This window comes from Helicobacter felis ATCC 49179 (assembly GCF_000200595.1).
GTDB lineage: Bacteria > Campylobacterota > Campylobacteria > Campylobacterales > Helicobacteraceae > Helicobacter > Helicobacter felis.
Map to the genome: position 1 here is coordinate 460,008 of NC_014810.2, position 18,683 is coordinate 478,690.

Sequence of the window (18,683 nt, forward strand, 5' to 3'; positions counted from 1 at the left end):
TCTCCTTTAGACACGCCCATGCTCGTAAAGCTGGCGCAGGCGTTCTTTTTCCTGCTTGCGCTTGAGTTTTTTAAGCTCGTTATCGTGGTAACGGCTCAAATCAAAGCCCAGTAACACCGCAAGTTTAGGTGCTAGAAAGATAGAGCTATAAGTCCCTACAATTGTGCCCACTAGCATAGGCAGAGAAAAGCCTATTAAAATCTTAGAACCAAAGAGATAGAGCACTACTAAGACGAAAAACACCGTGAGCGAGGTTAAAAGGGTGCGACTCAGGGTATTAGAAATGGCTTGGTTGATGAGGGGGTTTAAATCCTGTTGCTTGCGCGCTAGCATGCCCTCACGGATACGATCAAAGATAATAATGGTGTCGTTGATCGAATAGCCTAATAAGGTCAGCAAAGCGGCGATCACCTCTAGATTGAGATCGATGTTGAACACGATCACACTCACCGCAGTAACCAAAGTGTCATGCGCTAGAGCTAGCACGCCCGCTAGAGCAAAACGCCATTCATAACGGAAACTCACATACAACATCATCGCGATGATTGCCAAAACCAGCGATAACACCCCCTTTTCTTTGAGCTCATCTCCCACTCTAGGTCCCACGCTATCCAATCTGCGGATTTCAAACTTCCCCAAAGGGTGGAGTAATTGGCTGATCTGCACGCCTAAATCTTGTTTTGTGTTCTGTTGGGTGGCTAAAAGGGGGATTTTGATCACCATCTCCTCAGGCGCGCCAAACTCGCTCACCTGCACGCCTTTAAATTGGGTCGATACCACCTCGCGCACCTTAGCTACGCTAACCACCTTCTCAAAGCGCACCTGCACCACACTCCCCCCGGCAAAATCCACCCCTAAATTAAACCCCTTGAAAAACATCAAAAACACACAGACAAGCACGAGCACGCCCGAAAAGGGCAGAGTAAAACGGGCATAGCTCATAAAATCCAAAACCCGCACCCGTTTAAAGAGCTCCATGTGTAACCTTTTTGGGAGATTTAGGGTGGGTGTTCAAGCTGATCCCAAACCAAAAATAAAGCCCCTTCTTTTTAGAAAGTTTGGGGGCGATGGCTTGGTAAAAGCCTTGTGTGCCAATGATGGCGGTTAAAATCGAGGCTAGAATACCTATGCCTGTGGTGAGCGCAAAACCTTTAATCGAGCCCGTGCCATAAGCATAGAGCAAGAAGGAGGCGATTAAAGAGGTGAGATTGGAGTCAAAGATTGCCCGTGAAGCGTTGGCATAGCCTGAACGCAAGGCTTGGGCTACACTTTCATTCCCCCTAAGTCCTTCGCGCACCCGCTCATTGATGATGATATTAGCATCCACTGCCATGCCCACAGTGAGCACAATCCCCGCCATACCCGGCAAAGTCAAGGTTGCCCCAAAGAGTGCCATCACCGCGATGATTAAAAAGAGATTGACCACCAATGCCACGCTAGCGATCACTCCAGCCATAGAGTAGTAGAAAATCATAAAAGCAATGACCAATACAAACGCCCCAGCTAGGGCAATTAGAGAAGTGCGGATACTATCTGCCCCCAAGCTGGGTCCAATGATGCGCTTTTCTAGCACGCTGATAGGCGCGCTCAAAACCCCACTTCTAAGCGTGATAGCTAGATCGCTAGCCTGTTCCACACTAAAACTTCCGCTAATCTGCCCGCTCCCCCCTCCGATACGCTCGCGGATGTAGGGCGCAGAATAGACCTTATTGTCTAGGACCACCGCCATGCGCTTGCCTACATTGTTCCCGGAAAAATCCCCAAAAATCTTAGCTCCCCGTGAATCGAGGCTAAAACTCACCACGGGTTGGTTATTTTTATCATAAGCCACCTGCGCGTCTGTAAGCATTTCTCCATCTAAGATTGGGATGGCTCTTAAGAGCAATTGACCCCGCCCCCCACTCTGGGGCGCATAGGGCAAAACCACATCGCCTAGTTTGTGGATTTCCTCCGGGCTCAATTCTGCTAAGTAGGGGTTTTTTTCCTCATCCACTGCCATCATCTGTAAATGGGCGGATTTGGTGATCAAGTCCTTAGCCCGTTGCTCTTCAGCAAGAGTTTTGATCCCGGGCAATTGCACTAGAATCGCGTCCTTACCCTGTTGTAGCACGGTGGGCTCGGCTAACCCGAATTGATCGAGGCGGTTTCTAATGGTGTTGATGACCTGCAAAAGGGTTTGTTGCTGGAAGGTCTGCGCTTTTTCAAAACTCAAAGAGAGGGTATAGTGTTCTTGGGCGTGTTCGACCTGTGCCCCATCCTTTTTAAAATCCTCTAAGATTTTATCCAAAGCTTTAGTTTCATCGGGGTCTAGCAGATCAAACTCCACACCCTGCAGAGAAGAGCGCAAATCTTTTACCAAGATGTTTTGTGCCTTAAGCGCATAATCTAGCGAGGTGGCTATAGAGGTGTATTTATTCTTAAGGGCTTCCTCGATCTGCACCCCTAGCAATAAGCTTAAACCCCCTCTTAAATCTAGCCCTAGGGTGATCTTGGGTCCCTTAGTTTGCAAGAGGCTAGGTAAAGAGAGTCCCACGCCAAAGACCAGCGCGATCACAAAGATCAGTAAGCGCGCGTTAAACACCCGCCCCAAAGACTACTGCGCCTCTTTCTTGAGAGAAACCGGATTGTTGGGGCTCTCCTCATCTAGCTTATACGCCACATAATTTTTAGCAAGTTTGACCTCTAAACCTTCGTTCAACCTCACCTTAAAGAAATTAGCCTCAGGTTTGATCACCTCACAGATGAGCCCCCCTTGTGAGACAATTTTATCGCCCTTTTGGAGATTGTCTAGCATTTCTTTATGTTTCTTAGCCTGCACGCGTTGGGGGCGGATAATTAGAAAATAAAAGATCGCAAAGAGCACCAAGAGGGGCAAAATGGAGGTCAGGATTTCCTTAGTTTGGTTCATAAAACTCCCTTGTGAGATTCAAAACTTGGATTATAATAACTTTACTTAAGCTTTGGCTTTAAGATTTGCCCTTTTTGTGGATCGCCACTAAATAGAGAGTGCCTAATATACCTGAGATAAGCGAAGCTAATAAGATAGCAATCTTAGAAACCTCCATCGCGTCCTTATTGTCAAAAGCCAAATTAGCCATGAACATAGACATGGTAAAGCCAATGCCTGCAAGCATCCCTGCGCCTAAAATCTGCGCCCAGCTCACCCCATCGGGGCGTTTAGCAATTTTGAGTTTTTCAGCTAAAAAAGTGATAATAAAAATTCCTATGGGTTTGCCCAAAACCAAGCCCAAGATTACACCCCATAGAATTTCATCTACCTTGAAATTGAGGTTTCCTCCGATGGCCACCCCCGCATTGGCTAGGGCAAATAAGGGCATGATGAAATACGCGCTATAGGGGTGCAAAGCGTGTTCTAAACGCTCTAAAGGGCTTTGCAGGTTTCTAGTAGCGTCTTGCAAGGTGTAGAGAATGTCGCGCTGGTCTTGATCTAGGGGCTTATTGGTGCTGTGGGTGTGGGGGTTAAAGGCACTTTTAAAACTCTCCATCATCGCGCTAAAGCTATGCACGACTTGCTTGCGTTGGGTGATCTTAATGGGTATGGTAAAAGCCAGCGCGACCCCGGCAATGGTGGCGTGAATCCCGCTATTATGCGTGGTGATCCATAGCCCCACTCCCAAGAGTAGATACATCCACAAATAGCGCACCCCAAATTTATTCAGTGCGATGAGCACGAGCAAAATCCCTCCCGATCCTGCTAGCCATGTCATGTCTAAATTGGAGCTATAAAAAATCGCAATCACCACGATCGCACCCAAATCATCTGCCACTGCCAGAGTAACTAGAAACACTTTAAGCGCAGGAGGCACACGCTTGCCTAAGAGCAAGATCACCCCCAAAGCAAAGGCAATATCGGTAGCCATAGGAATCCCAAAGCCATGCGCGCTAGAAGTGCCCATGTTCAAGCTATGATAAATGAGTCCGGGAACTATCATACCCCCCAAAGCGGCGATCACGGGGAAGGCTGCCTTCGCGAATCCGCAAAGTTCCCCATACATCACCTCGCGCTTGATCTCTAGTCCTACCAAGAGAAAAAAGATTGCCATGAGCACATCATCAATCCACTGGTGGATGGAAAAGCCAAAAAAGTAGCTGCCCACATTAAAGCCTATTTTGGTGTGCCACAGTTCAAAGTAATAAGAGGATAAAAAGGAATTAGCATAGATCATTGCCCACACGGCACTAATAAAAAGAAAAATCCCCCCAAAGGATTCGCTCTTAACAAAGTCTAAAAAGAGGTTCTTAGGCGGTTGCGTCATCGCTGTCCTTATGAAGAGATGGGGCGTATTTGTATGCCCGATTGCAGGGCGTAGATGAGAGTGGCCTGCACGGAGTAGTCGGAGTAGAGTCGTTGCACACTCTCTTGATAGCTTAAGATTTGTTGCTGGTGTGTATGGGAGTAGGTAGACCCGCTCTTATAGTCTAAAATCCATAGTTGTTTTTCTTGAGGATTGTTAATGAGCATATCCATGCGCAACACGCTTTGATCGATTTTAAAAGAGAGTTCTACACTAGGTGTTCCGCGCTCTAAGAGTTCTTGAAAAGTTTGTTCCTGTTGCAAGGCTTGTAAACGCTTAAGCACTTGGGAGGCTTCCACTCTCATAAAGGCAAAATGGTGTTGTAAGTAGGGTTGTAACTGCGCTAAGGCAATTCCATAGCCATAGTGAAGTTCTAACGCTTTATGTAGGGCTTGGCCAAAACGCAGGGCTAGCGCATCAGGAGAGCTAGAAATTTGCTTGTGCAGGTGATCGTTTTGTCTACCAAAAGCCTTTTGATTTTCCAAGAGCGCAGGGGTGTTAGATGCTGTTGTTTGAGGAGAAGTGAGAGTTTGCGCAGGCGTAATAGTGCCTACTTGCATCTCTTCCCAGTTAAAAACACTTTTATGGGAGTCTTGAATCACAATCAAGCTGTGTTTGGCGCGTGTGCAAGCCACATAAAGGACATTTTGATCTTCGCGAACATTGCGCTTTTTAAGGGTTTCTAAGGCTTTGGTATACTCTGAATCAAAATTTTCTCTGTATTTTTGTCGGTAAAAAGGTCTGAGGCGTTTTTGATCATAGAGGGTGAAAAACTTAGAAGTGTCCGGTCTCTTGTTACTAAAGGGTTCGACCACAATCACATGCCCAAATTCCATGCCCTTAGACTTATGAATGGTCATGATCTTGATTCCCTGTGTGGCCGTGTGGTTAAAACCTAGCGCCTCTTTTTCAAGTGTTGCGATAAATTGCTCGATGTCATGTTGGTTGAGTGAGAGTTCTAGTAAGTGGCGTGCAGGATCGCTGTAGAGTTGGAAAGCGCGCATGGTGGCTAAAAGATAGGCACTAAGACTAGAGTTAAAGGGGGGGAGTTGCAGGGGTGTGTGCAGAGGCAAGCCTAAGAGTTTGGCCATGCAAGCCATGTGATAGGGTTTATTTTGTTGGGGCACTAAGGCGTGCTTGAGGGCGTGTAGTAAAATTTTCGCCTCTCTTTGGGCCAAAAGACGCGTGTCTGTTTCGCTTATCAAGGCCACACCTTGCAAAGAAGGCTGAGGGCTTTGGAGCAAAAAATCTCTAATGGTGATCGCATCTTGGTTTTTAAAGCACAAAATAGCGATTTCTTGAGGAGGGACTTTGGCCTCTAGCAGGGCACACACTTCAGCACAGAGGGCTTCTAAGAGATCATGGACTTTACACACTTTGACAAAGCCCTCTTTAGCTTTTGGATGTGCCTTTTGCGCGCTGTATTGTCCCTCAAATTTTTTAGAAAAAGTGGCGTTGACAAAGTCAAGCACAGCTTTATCGCTGCGGTAATTGGTGTCTAATTCGCTGCTAGAAAATTCCGCGCACGCATGGGTAAAGAGATCGCTATAACTCCCCCTAAAACCATAAATACTCTGTTTGACATCGCCCACGAAAAACACGCTCCGATCTGCTAAACTCTGCCCTCTGCCCGCCTTGATTTCTGCAATCAGAGGTTGCAAAATTTGGTATTGCAACACGCTGGTGTCTTGAAATTCATCCACTAAAATGTGGCTAATGCGCCCATCCAAACGGAAGTAGAAAAAATCCCTATCTACCAAATTCCCTGCTAAGAGGGCATGTGTTTTTAGAGCGATGGCGTTAAAGTCTAATTGGGTAGGGCTGTGTGTGTGGGTCGCATAGAGGTCTAAAAAACGCTCAACCTCTTGGAATATTAGGATTTCTTGCCATTTGTAATAGGAGATGATTTTCTCCTTAAGGGCTTCAAAATCAGAATTGAGGTCCTCAAGCCCATACTTTTTAAAATAGTAATAGCTTGCGCCCTCTGTGATGGGCTTATGGCAAGAAAACACTTCTTGGAGATTCGCGCACTTGAGCGCATCTTTAGCCCTTTGAGTGGGGACTCGTTGGTGGATTTGTGCTTGGAGTGTTCGCGCACGCTCTAAGATCTCCTCTTTTAAGGCGGATAAGTTGAGCACGCCAACCTGTGAAACTTGCATTTGCACGCCACTATAATAAAGGTCCAAAATAGACTTTAAGGCTTCTGTGGCATTAAAACTTTTGCTCGCATTCAAAACATGCGCGCAAAAACGCCTCAAACTCTCCTTGTCTTTAGACTTAAGGGCTTGGATAAAACTTAAAAGTTTCTCTTGGGGGTCTAGGTGGCTCAAGACAAACTGCGCGCTCACTCCCACAAAATGGCTAAACTTGCGCAACACCCTTTGAAAAAAAGCATCAATGGTCATGATTTGGGGCTTATCTTGTATAAAGCGCGCATAAACTGCAGGAATGCGGGGCGCGATGAAACCTAAATCAAGTCCGTAAGTGTCCTGCAGGGCTTGCAAAAGGGCGGGGTTTTTAAACTCTACAGGGTTGCTTGTGGCATCTATTAGCAATTCTTCAAGGGCTTTGAGCACACGCCCCTGCATTTCAGCAGCAGCCTTATTAGTGAAAGTGATGGCTAAAATTTCATGAGCACGCACTCCCTGCAAGAGAAGAGCCACATAGCGCAAAACCAATGCGAAAGTTTTCCCACTTCCTGCAGAAGCGCGCAAAACCAAATGGGGGTTTGTATTTATGGGTTGTTTCATGCTGTTATTATAGCAAACGCGCCTGTGCCACACTCTGTTTAGCAATTTGGGTAATTTGATCCCATTGCCCCTTTGCCATCAAGTCTTGAGGAGTGAGCCATGAGCCCCCCACACAAGCGACATTCTCTAGGGCTAAATAATTACGCATATTCTCTAAACTGATCCCCCCCGTAGGGCAGAATTGCACGCCCGCAAAAGGACCGCTAAAGGATTTGAGCAATTTCACCCCCCCCACTGCTTCAGCCGGGAAGAGTTTGAGCGCACTAAAACCGTATTCTAAAGCTAACATCAGTTCTCCTGCGCTCGCTACTCCCGGAATCAAGGGGATATCCACACTCTTAGCCTCCTGTGCAAATTTGGCATTGATCCCCGGACTGATGGCAAAACGCGCCCCTGCTTTTTGGGCTTGCTCTAACATGGATACATTTAAAATTGTGCCCGCGCCTACGATGGCTTCAGGCACTTCTTTAGCAATCAAGGCAATCCCCTCTAGCGCGCCGGGGGTGCGCAAAGTGATCTCTAAAATCTTAATTCCCCCCTTCAAAAGGGCTTGAGCCAGAGACACACCCCATTTAGGGTCTTGTAAAGTGATGACAGGAATTAGCGGACCGGTGTTTAAAATTTCTTGTGCTTGCATTTATTCTCCTCGTTTTCCAAAACTGGTTGCCCCGCTCTCTGCGCTGGTGGCTACACTTCTAAAGCTAGCAAAAAGCTCGCGCCCACTTCCAAAGTGATCGCGTGGGACGGGGTTGGGCGTTCTGCTCTCCCACTCTTCAGGTTCTACTAAAGCTTGTAAAACTCCCTCTTGTGCGTCCAAAAGCACCTCATCGCCCTCTTGCAAAAGCGCGATCGCCCCGCCTAACAGAGCTTCCGGGCTCAAGTGAATGGCTGCAGGCACTTTGCCCGATGCCCCGCTCATGCGCCCATCGGTGATCAACGCCACCTTAAAGCCCTGATCCTGCAGAGTGCCTAAAATGGGGGTGAGTTTATGCAATTCTGGCATGCCATTGGCGCGCGGTCCTTGATAGGGCAATACGGCGATAAAGTCGCGATTCAAATCCCCTTGTTTGAAACGCTCTAAAAACTCTTGTTGGGAGTGGAAGATGAGCGCGGGGGCTTGGATTTTTTGGTGTTCTGGAGCAACAGCAGAAACCTTGATCACCGCACGCCCTAAATTGCCTTTGAGCGTTCTCAAGCCTCCATCTGCACTAAAAGGTTCTTTTATAGGGCGCACAATGTTGGTATCTAAACTCTCTTGTGCCCCCTCTTGGTAGGTGAGTGCGCCCTCTATGAGATAGGGGTTTTTAGTGTAAGCCTCTAGCCCCTCTCCCATGATCGTCTCACAATCTTCATGCAAGAGCCCGGCACTTAGCAACTCGCGCACCACAAACGCCAAGCCTCCAGCTGCCTCAAATTGATTCACATCGGCTTTACCATTAGGATAGACGCGTGCTAGCAGAGGGGTCATCTGAGAGATGGCATCAAAATCATCCCAATTAATGATAATCCCGGCAGCTTTGGCAATGGCTACTAGGTGGATGGTGTGGTTAGTTGAACCCCCTGTTGCCATCAAGCCCACCATAGCATTGACAATATTCTTTTCACTCAGCAACTCCCCGATGGGTTTGACCTTATGGGTTGCCATGTGGGTAGCGGCTACCTTGACTAAGGTCTGCCTTAAGGAGGTGGTAGGATTAATAAAGGCGGAATTAGGCAAGTGCAAGCCCATCAGCTCGACCATCATTTGGTTAGAATTGGCTGTGCCATAAAAGGTACAAGTGCCCACAGAATGGTAAGATTGCATTTCGCTCTCTAAAAGCGCGTCTCGTGAGATTTTGCCTTGTGCAAAGAGTTCGCGTGTCTTAGACTTTTGCGCGTTAGAAATCCCGCTACTCATCGGACCCGAGGGCACGAAAATACTAGGCAAATGCCCAAAATGCAACGCCCCAATGAGCAAGCCGGGCACGATCTTATCACACACGCCCAAGTAAAACGCCCCATCAAAGACATTATGACTAAGAGCGATCGCCGTGCTCATCGCGATCACATCGCGCGAAAAAAGACTGAGCTCCATGCCCTCATAGCCCTGCGTGATCCCATCGCACATCGCCGGCACGCCTCCGGCAAACTGCGCGCTCAAGCCATATTTTAAAAGCTCCTCTTTGATGAGGTCCGGGTAAGCTTTAAAGGGCTGGTGGGCAGAGAGCATATCATTATATGCCGAGACAATCGCAAAATTGCGCCTTTGGGTGTCTTTGATGGTGTCTTTGAGGTGGGGAGGCAGGCTAGCGTAAGTATGCGCCAAATTCGCACAACCCAAGTCTTTACGCGCGATTTTGCCTTGATGCTGGGCGATGCGCTCTAGGTAGGCTTGGCGGGTGGGCTTGCTGCGTTCCATGATAAGTTTTGTAACATGATTGAGAGCTTTTAATGCCATAGATAATCCTTGTGTGTCTTGTGCATGCGCAAAGTATGCTATCTTTTTGGTAAAAATATCCCATGTGCTAGATGGGTTGCCTAAGGATTTATATGCGTGAGGGTCATTTTATTTTGCTGGGTGCAACGGGGGATTTGGCTTTACGCAAGATTTTCCCCGCGCTCTATAGGGCTTATGAAGATCGGTTATTAACCCCTAGTATTTTGGCTACAGGACGCTCGCGCTTTAGCCGTGAGGAATTTTTGCAAACGCTGGACACCAAGGTCAAAGCGCGCCTTAAGATTTGCGATCCCGCCTCTTGGGAGAGTTTTACCCAACAGATCGATTATGTGGCGATGGATTTAACTCGGGCAGAGGATTTTAAGGTCTTAAAGACGCGCCCCCTCCATCCCAATACCCTTATTTACTTCTCTATCGCTCCGGAGTTTTTCGCCACCGCTTGTGTGCATTTAGCCCAAGTAGGGCTGAACGCACCTGAAGTGAAGATCGTGTTAGAAAAACCTTTGGGGGTAGACCTACACTCTGCGCGCGCCATTCACAAGAGTATCGCCCAGCACTACCAAGAGAGCCAAATTTATCGTATCGATCACTATTTGGGCAAGCAGAGTGTGCAAAATCTCTTGTATTTACGCGCTTCTAATCCTCTACTTCAAACCTTTTGGAGTAAAGATTATATCGACCATGTGCAAATTAGCGTTTGTGAGACTCTGGGGGTGGAGAGTCGGGGAGGCTTTTACGACCCTATGGGCGCGTTGCGCGACATGCTCCAAAACCACATGCTCCAAATGCTAGCCTTGCTCACCATGCCCCTGCCTGCTAGCCTCAATGCCAACTCAATCCGCCAAGCTAAACTCTCCTTGCTCCAAAGCCTCAAACCCCTAGAATCCCAGCACTTAGCCAAGCAAGTGATTCGCGCTCAATATAGCGCGCATGGGGATTTCATAGGCTATCGTCAAGAACCCCATGTCAATCCGCAAAGCCAAACAGAAACCTTTGTCGCGCTCAAACTAGAGATCACGCGCTCTGAGTGGGTGGGTGTGCCCTTTTATCTGCGCACGGGCAAGCGCATGGGAGACTCTTTTGTGGAAGTGGTGGTTAGCTTTAAGGGGGGGGGTTCTCTTGTCTTTAGGATACAGCCCAACCCTGCTATTTCTTTAAATTTGCATGCCAGCACTCCCCTCGTGCTACAAAGCGCGCTAGAAAGTGGCATGGACGCTTACCAACGCCTCATCTTAGACGCGTTTGATTCCAACCAAAGCGCGTTTAACCACCAAGACGAGCTAGAAGCCGCTTGGGTGTGGCTCGATCCCATCTTGCAGGCATGGCAAGCCAATAAAACTCCCTTGTATTTCTACCCAGCCGGAAGCTTTGGACCACAAGAAGCCTTTGAACTGCTAGAGAGAGAGGGGCGCACATGGGCAAAGGGGGAAGATCGTGTTTGAGTTTATAGAGCACTCTAGTGCAGAAATTTATGCCAAGCTAGCCTATGCGTTTGCACAGAGCCTGTGCGATCTTGACAACAAGACCGCACACCTTGCCTTCTCAGGGGGCAAAAGTCCGATTCCCTTTTTAGAGTGTTTGGCAGAACAAGATGTGCCTTGGGATTGTTGCACCTTGAGCCTAGTTGATGATCGCATTGTCCCCCCCGATCACAAAGATAGCAACGCGCTTTTGATCCATAGGCATTTTTTAGATAAGGTGCGCTCTAAATTTAACATCAAAGCACCCTTTACGCCCTTAGTTACAGACGCTAGTCTGCCCCCTGAAACGATCTTAGAAAAAGCCCTAGAGAGTTACCAACAACCCGATTTGGCACTGCTTGGCATGGGTTTGGACGGACACACCGCCTCGCTTTTTCCTGAAGCATCTGAATACGAGCACGCCCTAAGCACCACCCAGCCCCTCGTGCTCACCACACCGCAAAACGCTCCCCACAAGCGCATTAGCATGAGTTTGCACGCTTTAGAAAGTTGTAAAGAAACTTGGTTACTCATCTCTGGAGAGGAAAAACGCAGAGTTTTTGATGAGGCCACCAAGGGGATCAACCCCAAACTTCCCATTTCCTATATCTTACATTCTAAAAAGGTGCTCTGTAATGTCTTCTACGCCCGATAAAACTTACCCCCGTCTGCTCGCCGACATTGGAGGCACGAACGCGCGCTTTGGCCTAGAAGTCGCCCCGGATAAAATCGAATCCATTGAGGTTTTGGCTTGTCAGGACTATAACACCGTGGTAGATGCGATCAAGGCGTATTTGGCTAAAGTCAATAACCCCTCTGTGAAATACGCAGCCATTGCCATCGCTAACCCCGTGATGGGCGATTGGGTGCAGATGACCAACCACCACTGGGCGTTTTCCATCGAAACCACCCGCCAAGCCCTCAAATTGGAAGTATTGATTTTGATCAATGACTTTACCGCTCAAGCCCATGCCATTTCTAAAATCGACCCCGAAGAGTTGCTACAGGTAGGGGGGAATGTGTGCGGGATCGACGCGCCTAAGGTGGTTTTAGGACCGGGCACGGGATTAGGGGTGAGCGCGCTCATTCCCTGCTGTGATGGCTCTTACACAGCCTTAGCGGGCGAGGGTGGGCATGTGAGTTTTGCGCCCTTTGATGACACCGAGATTATGATCTGGCAGTATGCGCGCAAAAAATACGGGCATGTGTCTGCCGAGCGTTTTTTAAGTGGGGCAGGCTTGGTGCTCATCCATGCCGCTTTGGCTGATCGTGAGGGGATTAAAATTAGCAAGATGACCCCTGAGCTCATCAGCCAGCAGGCCCTGAGTGGCAAATCCCCCCTATGCCGTTTGACTTTGGATATTTTTTGCACCATTTTAGGCACGGTGGCCTCTAACATGGCTTTGATTTTGGGCGCGCGCGGGGGGGTGTATTTGTGTGGGGGGATTATCCCACGCTTCATTGATTATTTTAAAACCTCGCCCTTCCGCTTGCGCTTTGAAAATAAGGGGCGTTTTGCGGCGTATTTGGCAGCTATTCCGGTGTATGTGGTGCTATCTCAGTATCCCGGAATCAAGGGTGTAGCTGTCGCCCTAGACAACCATCTAAAGGTCAAAACAATCTGAAAGGTTAACCATGGGTCTAACAACACTACCTGCTTTTAAGGCATTGAACGCGCATTTTGAGCATTTAAAAGAAATGCATATGAAGGATATGTTCGCACGCGATCCCAAGCGCGCCACGCGTTATTTTCTCAAAGTGGGTAGTCTTTGTTTAGACTATTCTAAAAACCGCATCAATGACGAGACCTTAAAACTTTTATGGGATTTGGCCAAAGAGTGCGGCCTAGAGCGCAAGATTGAGGCGATGTTTTCAGGGGAAAAGATCAACGCCACAGAGGGGCGTGCGGTGTTGCATACAGCTTTGCGCAACCAATCTCAGGAGAGTGTGGTAGTGGATGGGGAGGATGTGATGCCCAAAGTGCGCGATGTACTCACGCGCATGGCAGATTTTAGCGATGCTCTGCGTTGTGGGCGCTGGCTAGGCTATAGCAATCAGGTGATCACCGATGTGGTCAATATTGGGATTGGAGGCTCAGACTTGGGGGCGTTGATGGTGTGTAAGGCTCTTAGGCACTATGCCCATCCGCGCCTAAATATGTATTTTGTTTCTAATGTGGATGGGATTCAAATCCAAAGCGTGTTAGATAAAATCCACCCAGAAACCACGCTTTTTATTGTCGCCTCTAAAACCTTTTCCACCCAAGAAACCTTGACTAACGCTTTGAGTGCGCGCGCGTGGTTTTTAGCCCATGCCCATGATGAAGCCCACATTGCTAAACACTTTATAGCAGTCTCTACCAACAAACAAGCCGTGCAAGATTTTGGAATCGACACCAAAAATATGTTTGAGTTTTGGAATTGGGTGGGAGGGCGTTATAGTTTATGGTCAGCCATCGGGCTCTCCATTATGATCTATCTGGGTAAGGAGAATTTCCAAGACCTGCTAGAGGGGGCTTACGAGATGGATCGGCATTTTAAAAACGCTCCTTTTGAAGAAAATATGCCCGTGATTTTGGCTCTGTTAGGAATTTGGTATGTAAATTTTTTTGATGCAGGGAGTCATTTGATCGCGCCCTACGATCAGTATCTGCGCTATTTTCCTAGATTTATCCAACAGCTGGACATGGAGAGTAATGGCAAACGCACCACGCTAGCGGGCGAGGTGGTGGATTACGACACGGGTCCCATCATTTGGGGTGATTTGGGGATCAACTCCCAACATGCCTTTTTTCAGTTGCTCCATCAGGGCACACATTTAACCCCCATTGATTTTATCGCTTCTTTGAGCAAAGAGGGGAATTTGCCCGGTCACCATGAAATCCTTTTAAGTAATGTCTTTGCGCAAGCAGAAGCATTTATGAAGGGCAAGGATTACACAGAAGCCTATCAGCAACTCCTAGACAAAGGCATGGAGGCCGAGCGCGCGCGCGTTATCGCGCCCCATCGGGTGTTTTCAGGCAATCGCCCTAGCAATATGATCTTACTCAATGCGATCACCCCTAAGAGTATTGGAAGTTTGGTAGCCCTTTATGAACATAAAATTTTTGTGCAGGGGGCGATTTGGGATATTAATAGCTTTGATCAATGGGGCGTAGAACTGGGTAAAGAGCTTGCTAAAGACATTTTACTCCAACTGCGCGAGGGGCATGCCCATGAGCCCCATGATAGCTCCACTAAACACCTCATCCATCTCTACCAAACTTATAATAAAGGAGTTTTCCATGCAGACAAAGAGTAATGGTTTTGCGTTAGGCGCGCTGACAGCCCTATTTTTTGCTATGGGTTTTATCACAGTATTAAACGATATTCTCATTCCTCATCTCAAAAAAATTTTCGATCTCAACCATTTTGAAGCGGCTTTAGTGCAACTTTGTTTTTTTGGGGCTTATTTCATCACTGGAGGGCCTTTTGGAAAACTCCTAGATAAGATCGGGTATCCGGCAGGCGTGGTGGGGGGTTTTTTGCTCACCGCTTTGGGTTGCATTCTATTCTACCCCGCTGCCTCTACTGCCTCTTACCCTATCTTTTTAGGCGCATTTTTTATTTTGGCTAGTGGAGTCGTGCTTTTGCAAACTGCAGGTAATCCCTTTGTGACTCTGTTGGCTCCGGGCAAAGAGGCGAGCGCGCTCACTTTGGTGCAGGCCTTTAATTCACTAGGCACGACCTTAGGGCCTATTTTTGGGGCATCGCTTATTATTGCGGACACCACTCACATTGTTGATAAGGTCAAAGACGCGCAATCTGTGCAAATGCCTTACCTGATGATTGCCGGGGTGTTGATCTTGTTAGGCATTCTTGTTTATCTGCTAAAACTTCCAGATGTGCGCGATCGCGCTGAAAAAATCAGTGAAGCAAACCACGATGGTAAAAAAAGCGTTTTTGAATACTCCCATTTGGTGCTAGGAGCTTTGGCGATTTTCTTTTATGTGGGCGCAGAGGTTTCTATTGGGTCGTTTTTAATCCTTACTATGGAAAAAGTCGCCGGTATGGAAGCCAAAGTAGGGGCGACCTATATCAGTGTTTATTGGGGCGGAGCGATGATTGGGCGTTTTCTTGGGAGTGCGATCATGCAAAAAATCGCGCCCAATAAATGTTTGGGCTTTAACGCCGTGATGAATGTGTTATTGATTGCCTTGGCGATTGCCTTTGATAATCTCTTGACAGTTTATGCCCTACTTGCCATTGGACTTTTCAACTCTATTATGTTCCCCACTATCTTTTCTTTGGCGACTAAAAATTTAGGCAAATTTACAAGCCAAGCTTCTGGGGTAATTTGTATGGCCATTGTGGGGGGTGCGCTTGTGCCCCCTGTGCAAGGGATTGTCGCAGACTATATGGGCATCATCACTTCCTATCTTGTGCCTCTAGTTTGTTATTTTTATATTATCTTTTTTGCTTTCTATGGCTATAAGATCAGTGCAGAGGATAACTAAGGATTAGAGAGTAAAAGGAGGGGGGGGTGTGCTTTTCTTAAATTGCACGCGCAACGCGTCAATTCCCATGATGGAGATGTTGTGTTTTTTGGCCTCTTCTAACTTGCTTCCGGGTTTGTCCCCACACAAAAGCAAATCGGTTTTAGCGCTCAAATGTCCCTTGACTTCTGCGCCTAAATCTTCTAAATATTGCCTTAACGCATCTCTAGGAATAGAAAAACTCCCCGTAATAACCACCACCTTGCCCTGAAAAAATCCACACTGAGGAGCGCGCTTTTCTGCAATGGTGGGTTCAATGAGGCGCATTAAATGCGCGATTTTTGCCCTATGGGTCTGCACAAACTCCCAAAACGCGCGCGCGCTTTTATAATCCCCCTTTTGATCCTCTCTAGCTCCCTGAAATATCTTTTTAAAGGCGCGTTGATACCCGCTATAATCTTGATCAAACACCTCCAAGCCTAGAATACCTGCGAGCTTCTTGCTCGCTCCCTTACCGATATTTTCAATCCCCAAAGCGTTAATGAAACGCCACAAAGGAGCGTGTTTAGTTTTGGCGATGGCATCTAGCAGATTTTGGGCGCGTTTATGCTTCCAACCCTCTAATTGGAGCAAATCCTCTAGGCGTAGAGTGTAGAGATCGCTAATTTGGCTAATCAATTTGGCTTCTAAGAGTTGTTTGACCACCTTATCCCCCAATCCGGCGATCTCTAGTCCTTGTTTGGAGGCAAAATAAACCAAGCTAGCATGCAATTTTGCACTACAAGAGGGATTAACACAGCAGAGAGCGCGCGCGTGGGCGCTCAAATCCAAGTTACAGCGGTAACAAAAGGGTTTGTATTCTAGTGCTTGCGCGCATGAAGGACAAGAGCGCGCGTTTTTGAGGTGGGCATGGGGAGCAAAGCGCGCGCAAGAGGGGCAAAAATTGGGTTTATCTTTAAGTAAAAGAGGCAAGTGGCATTGAGGGCAGATATTAAGAGGTTGTTGTTCTAAGAGGCTCTCACAACTAGGGCAGTGGTTGGGGGGGATGATGGGTTTTTGGCTGCCATCGCGCAAATGCACTAAGGGTTTGATCACTTGAGGGATCACATCCCCACTTCTAAGCACCACCACCATATCATTGAGCTGGAGGTCTTTTTGCTGGATGTCTGTGTAGCTATTCAAAGTCGCACGCGCGATCTGTGCGCCGTCCAAATTGACAGGTTCTAAGCGCGCTACCGGAGTGATCGCCCCACTGCGCCCCACTTGTGCAATAACCTCCAATAAACGGGTGTGTTTTTCAAGAGCGGGGAATTTGTAAGCAATGGCAAAGCGCGGGGCTTTGAGGGTGAAACCTAGTTCTTTTTGCATCGCAAAATCATCCACTACCACCACCATGCCATCCATGCCCACTTTGGCGCGCTCTCTTTGGGCATGCAGTTCTGTATAGACCTGTTGGATTTCCTCCACACTCCCACACAGGCTAAAGGGCATGGGTAAAAAGTGATTTTCTAGCAAACAATCCATCATGGCTTTAAAGCTGGGCAAAGTGGGGGCGCAACGCCCCAAGCCCCAAGGGGTGAAACTCAGCTTGCGCTTGGCACTGATGCGTGGGTCTAGCTGGCGCAAACTCCCCGCTGCAGCATTGCGTGGATTAGCAAAAAGGGGCTGGTTTAACTTTGCTCTCTCTGCATTGATCTTTTCAAAATCTGCGTTCTCAATGGTTACCTCTCCGCGAATCTCTAGGGGTTCTGTGGGAGCGATGCGCAAAGGGATAGAGGGGATGGTTTTAGCTATATGGGTTACAAGCTCGCCTTCAATGCCATTGCCCCGCGTGGTAGCACTGACTAATTTACCTTGATCGTAAAAGAGATTGAGAGAAACCCCATCGAGCTTAGGCGAGCAGGTGAAGCGGGCATGTGGATAAACCTTAAAAATACGCGCGATCCAAGTTTGCAAACCTTCTAAATCAAAAACATTATCCAAACTCCACATGCGCTCTAGGTGTGTGTGTTTAGGCAAATAAGAGAGCAGAGCGTCCCCCACGCGTTGGGTAGGAGAGTGTTCTAAAATTTGCTCAGGGTGTGCGTGCTCGTAATCTTGGATTTGTTGGTAGAGCGTGTCGTATTCAAAATCGCTAACGAGCGGGTCATCTAATACATAGTAGTGATGGGCGTATTGACAGGCGCGTTCTACGCAAGCTTGGTAGTCTTGAAAAGTTTGTATCATTGTCCAGTCTTTGCTATAATGGCGGGCATTGTAGCGGAGTTTAGGTTAAGATAAAGGATAGGCTTGATTGGCGATGTGGATTCTACTATTTCCTTGCACCTGAATAATGAGGCGCAGTTTTTATGTTTCACCCTTAGTGATGATAGCAAGAATGATGCCGAACTCTATGGGATCAATATTTTTAAAATCCGCGAGATCATTTATTATGATGGAGATGTAACCGAGACTGTGGGGGGCAATGAGAGCATGATGCTAGGATTTTTGACCATTCGAGGCGAATCCGTGCCCCTCATTGATATTAATCGTTGGTTGCATTACGAAGCTAGTAATCCTGATCGCGATTTGAGCGATGTGTCTGTGCAAAGCAAGGAAAATCTAGTCATCGTGTGCGAGTTTTCTAGCTGTGTGGTGGGACTGAAAATCTTTGCCATCAAGCGCATTGTGCATAAAAGTTGGGGGGATATTAGCGTGGGGGACAAACAGGGTTTTGGAGCGGGGGGCAAGGTGAGCGCGATCACGCGCTTTGAGCAGGATCGCGTGATTCAGATTTTAGATGTGGAACGCATGCTTATAGACACTTTCCCCGATTTGCAAGAACTCGATCAGCTCAAAACGCAATTTGTAGAAGCCATCAAAAGCGATAAGTTGATTTTGATTGCCGAGGATTCGCAAGTAGCTATGAAAAATTTAGAGCGGATTGTCGAAAGCCTTAAACTCAAATATGAGGCGTTTCCCAATGGCGAAGCGTTGCTCAAACGGCTTTTTGAAGAGGGTATGTTAAATCACGTGGGGGCGGTGATTACCGACTTAGAAATGCCCCTTGTTTCCGGCTTTGAGGTGCTCAAGCGCATCAAGGAAGACGCACGCACTAAGCACCTGCCCGTGATTATCAACTCTTCTATGAGCAGTGAATCCAATAAACAACTCGCCGATTCTCTGCATGCTGATGGGTTTGTGATCAAATCCCATCCGGATGAAATCCGCGAACTCTTACACGCGTATTTGCAAGCTTAAATGATA

14 protein-coding genes are annotated in these 18,683 nt (G+C 47.6%); 6 read left to right on the forward strand and 8 right to left on the reverse strand.

Going from position 1 to position 18,683, the window contains the following annotated elements:
* Window positions 1-6 precede the first annotated feature (6 nt).
* The 7 genes from secF to edd are packed head-to-tail and all read right to left on the reverse strand — an operon-like array spanning window position 7 to window position 9,503.
* Window positions 7-978 carry a protein translocase subunit SecF gene (gene secF / locus HFELIS_RS02360; protein ID WP_013468939.1) on the reverse strand — a complete coding sequence of 324 codons (972 nt, stop codon included), beginning with the start codon at window positions 976-978 and terminating at the stop codon, window positions 7-9.
* Window positions 965-2,590 (reverse strand): protein translocase subunit SecD, encoded by a 1,626-nt coding sequence (gene secD / locus HFELIS_RS02365; protein ID WP_197531871.1) that lies wholly within the window; start codon window positions 2,588-2,590, stop codon window positions 965-967. The genes secF and secD overlap by 14 nt, the downstream gene beginning before the upstream one ends.
* A gap of 3 nt (window positions 2,591-2,593) precedes the next feature.
* A complete protein-coding gene (gene yajC / locus HFELIS_RS02370; RefSeq protein ID WP_013468941.1) occupies window positions 2,594-2,908 on the reverse strand; it encodes a preprotein translocase subunit YajC in 315 nt (104 codons plus the stop codon).
* Between the two features lie 58 nt (window positions 2,909-2,966).
* Window positions 2,967-4,277: a sodium/proton antiporter NhaA gene (gene nhaA / locus HFELIS_RS02375; RefSeq protein ID WP_013468942.1), complete on the reverse strand. Its 1,311-nt coding sequence runs from the start codon at window positions 4,275-4,277 to the stop codon at window positions 2,967-2,969.
* Window positions 4,278-4,285: 8 nt separating this feature from the next.
* Complete coding sequence (locus HFELIS_RS02380; protein WP_013468943.1) at window positions 4,286-7,066, reverse strand: RecB-like helicase; 2,781 nt, start codon at window positions 7,064-7,066, stop codon at window positions 4,286-4,288.
* A gap of 7 nt (window positions 7,067-7,073) precedes the next feature.
* Entirely contained in the window at window positions 7,074-7,703 is a 630-nt protein-coding gene (locus tag HFELIS_RS02385; RefSeq protein WP_013468944.1) for a bifunctional 4-hydroxy-2-oxoglutarate aldolase/2-dehydro-3-deoxy-phosphogluconate aldolase, read from the reverse strand.
* A complete protein-coding gene (edd, locus tag HFELIS_RS02390; protein ID WP_013468945.1) occupies window positions 7,704-9,503 on the reverse strand; it encodes a phosphogluconate dehydratase in 1,800 nt (599 codons plus the stop codon).
* Window positions 9,504-9,595: 92 nt separating this feature from the next.
* Between edd and zwf the strand changes: the two genes are divergently transcribed.
* Genes zwf through HFELIS_RS02415 form a run of 5 tightly spaced genes read left to right on the forward strand, consistent with a single transcriptional unit; the run spans window position 9,596 to window position 15,458 of the window.
* Window positions 9,596-10,945 (forward strand): glucose-6-phosphate dehydrogenase, encoded by a 1,350-nt coding sequence (gene zwf / locus HFELIS_RS02395; protein WP_013468946.1) that lies wholly within the window; start codon window positions 9,596-9,598, stop codon window positions 10,943-10,945.
* On the forward strand, window positions 10,938-11,618 hold the full coding sequence (gene pgl / locus HFELIS_RS02400) for a 6-phosphogluconolactonase (RefSeq protein ID WP_013468947.1): 681 nt from the start codon (window positions 10,938-10,940) through the stop codon (window positions 11,616-11,618). The genes zwf and pgl overlap by 8 nt, the downstream gene beginning before the upstream one ends.
* Window positions 11,599-12,588: a glucokinase gene (locus HFELIS_RS02405; RefSeq protein ID WP_013468948.1), complete on the forward strand. Its 990-nt coding sequence runs from the start codon at window positions 11,599-11,601 to the stop codon at window positions 12,586-12,588. The genes pgl and HFELIS_RS02405 overlap by 20 nt, the downstream gene beginning before the upstream one ends.
* Window positions 12,589-12,598: 10 nt before the next feature.
* Window positions 12,599-14,263 carry a glucose-6-phosphate isomerase gene (pgi, locus tag HFELIS_RS02410; RefSeq protein WP_013468949.1) on the forward strand — a complete coding sequence of 555 codons (1,665 nt, stop codon included), beginning with the start codon at window positions 12,599-12,601 and terminating at the stop codon, window positions 14,261-14,263.
* Window positions 14,247-15,458, forward strand: a complete 1,212-nt coding sequence (locus tag HFELIS_RS02415) for a sugar MFS transporter (protein WP_013468950.1) — start codon at window positions 14,247-14,249, stop codon at window positions 15,456-15,458. Before pgi ends, HFELIS_RS02415 begins: the two co-directional genes overlap by 17 nt.
* A 3-nt stretch (window positions 15,459-15,461) precedes the next feature.
* On the opposite strand, the gene ligA is transcribed toward HFELIS_RS02415, so the two are convergent.
* Window positions 15,462-17,663, reverse strand: coding sequence for an NAD-dependent DNA ligase LigA (ligA, locus tag HFELIS_RS02420; protein ID WP_013468951.1), 2,202 nt, complete (start codon window positions 17,661-17,663; stop codon window positions 15,462-15,464).
* Window positions 17,664-17,726: 63 nt separating this feature from the next.
* On the opposite strand from ligA, the gene HFELIS_RS02425 reads away from it, so the two are divergent.
* Entirely contained in the window at window positions 17,727-18,677 is a 951-nt protein-coding gene (locus HFELIS_RS02425; protein ID WP_013468952.1) for a chemotaxis protein, read from the forward strand.
* The last annotated feature ends 6 nt before the right edge of the window (window positions 18,678-18,683 follow it).

Coding starts and splice junctions, on each gene's coding strand:
- secF (WP_013468939.1), bottom strand. CDS start 978: ATGGAGCTCTTTAAACGGGTGCGGGTTTTGGATTTTATGAGCTATGCC.
- yajC (WP_013468941.1), bottom strand. CDS start 2,908: ATGAACCAAACTAAGGAAATCCTGACCTCCATTTTGCCCCTCTTGGTG.
- nhaA (WP_013468942.1), bottom strand. CDS start 4,277: ATGACGCAACCGCCTAAGAACCTCTTTTTAGACTTTGTTAAGAGCGAA.
- HFELIS_RS02380 (WP_013468943.1), bottom strand. CDS start 7,066: ATGAAACAACCCATAAATACAAACCCCCATTTGGTTTTGCGCGCTTCT.
- HFELIS_RS02385 (WP_013468944.1), bottom strand. CDS start 7,703: ATGCAAGCACAAGAAATTTTAAACACCGGTCCGCTAATTCCTGTCATC.
- edd (WP_013468945.1), bottom strand. CDS start 9,503: ATGGCATTAAAAGCTCTCAATCATGTTACAAAACTTATCATGGAACGC.
- zwf (WP_013468946.1), top strand. CDS start 9,596: ATGCGTGAGGGTCATTTTATTTTGCTGGGTGCAACGGGGGATTTGGCT.
- HFELIS_RS02405 (WP_013468948.1), top strand. CDS start 11,599: ATGTCTTCTACGCCCGATAAAACTTACCCCCGTCTGCTCGCCGACATT.
- pgi (WP_013468949.1), top strand. CDS start 12,599: ATGGGTCTAACAACACTACCTGCTTTTAAGGCATTGAACGCGCATTTT.
- HFELIS_RS02415 (WP_013468950.1), top strand. CDS start 14,247: ATGCAGACAAAGAGTAATGGTTTTGCGTTAGGCGCGCTGACAGCCCTA.
- ligA (WP_013468951.1), bottom strand. CDS start 17,663: ATGATACAAACTTTTCAAGACTACCAAGCTTGCGTAGAACGCGCCTGT.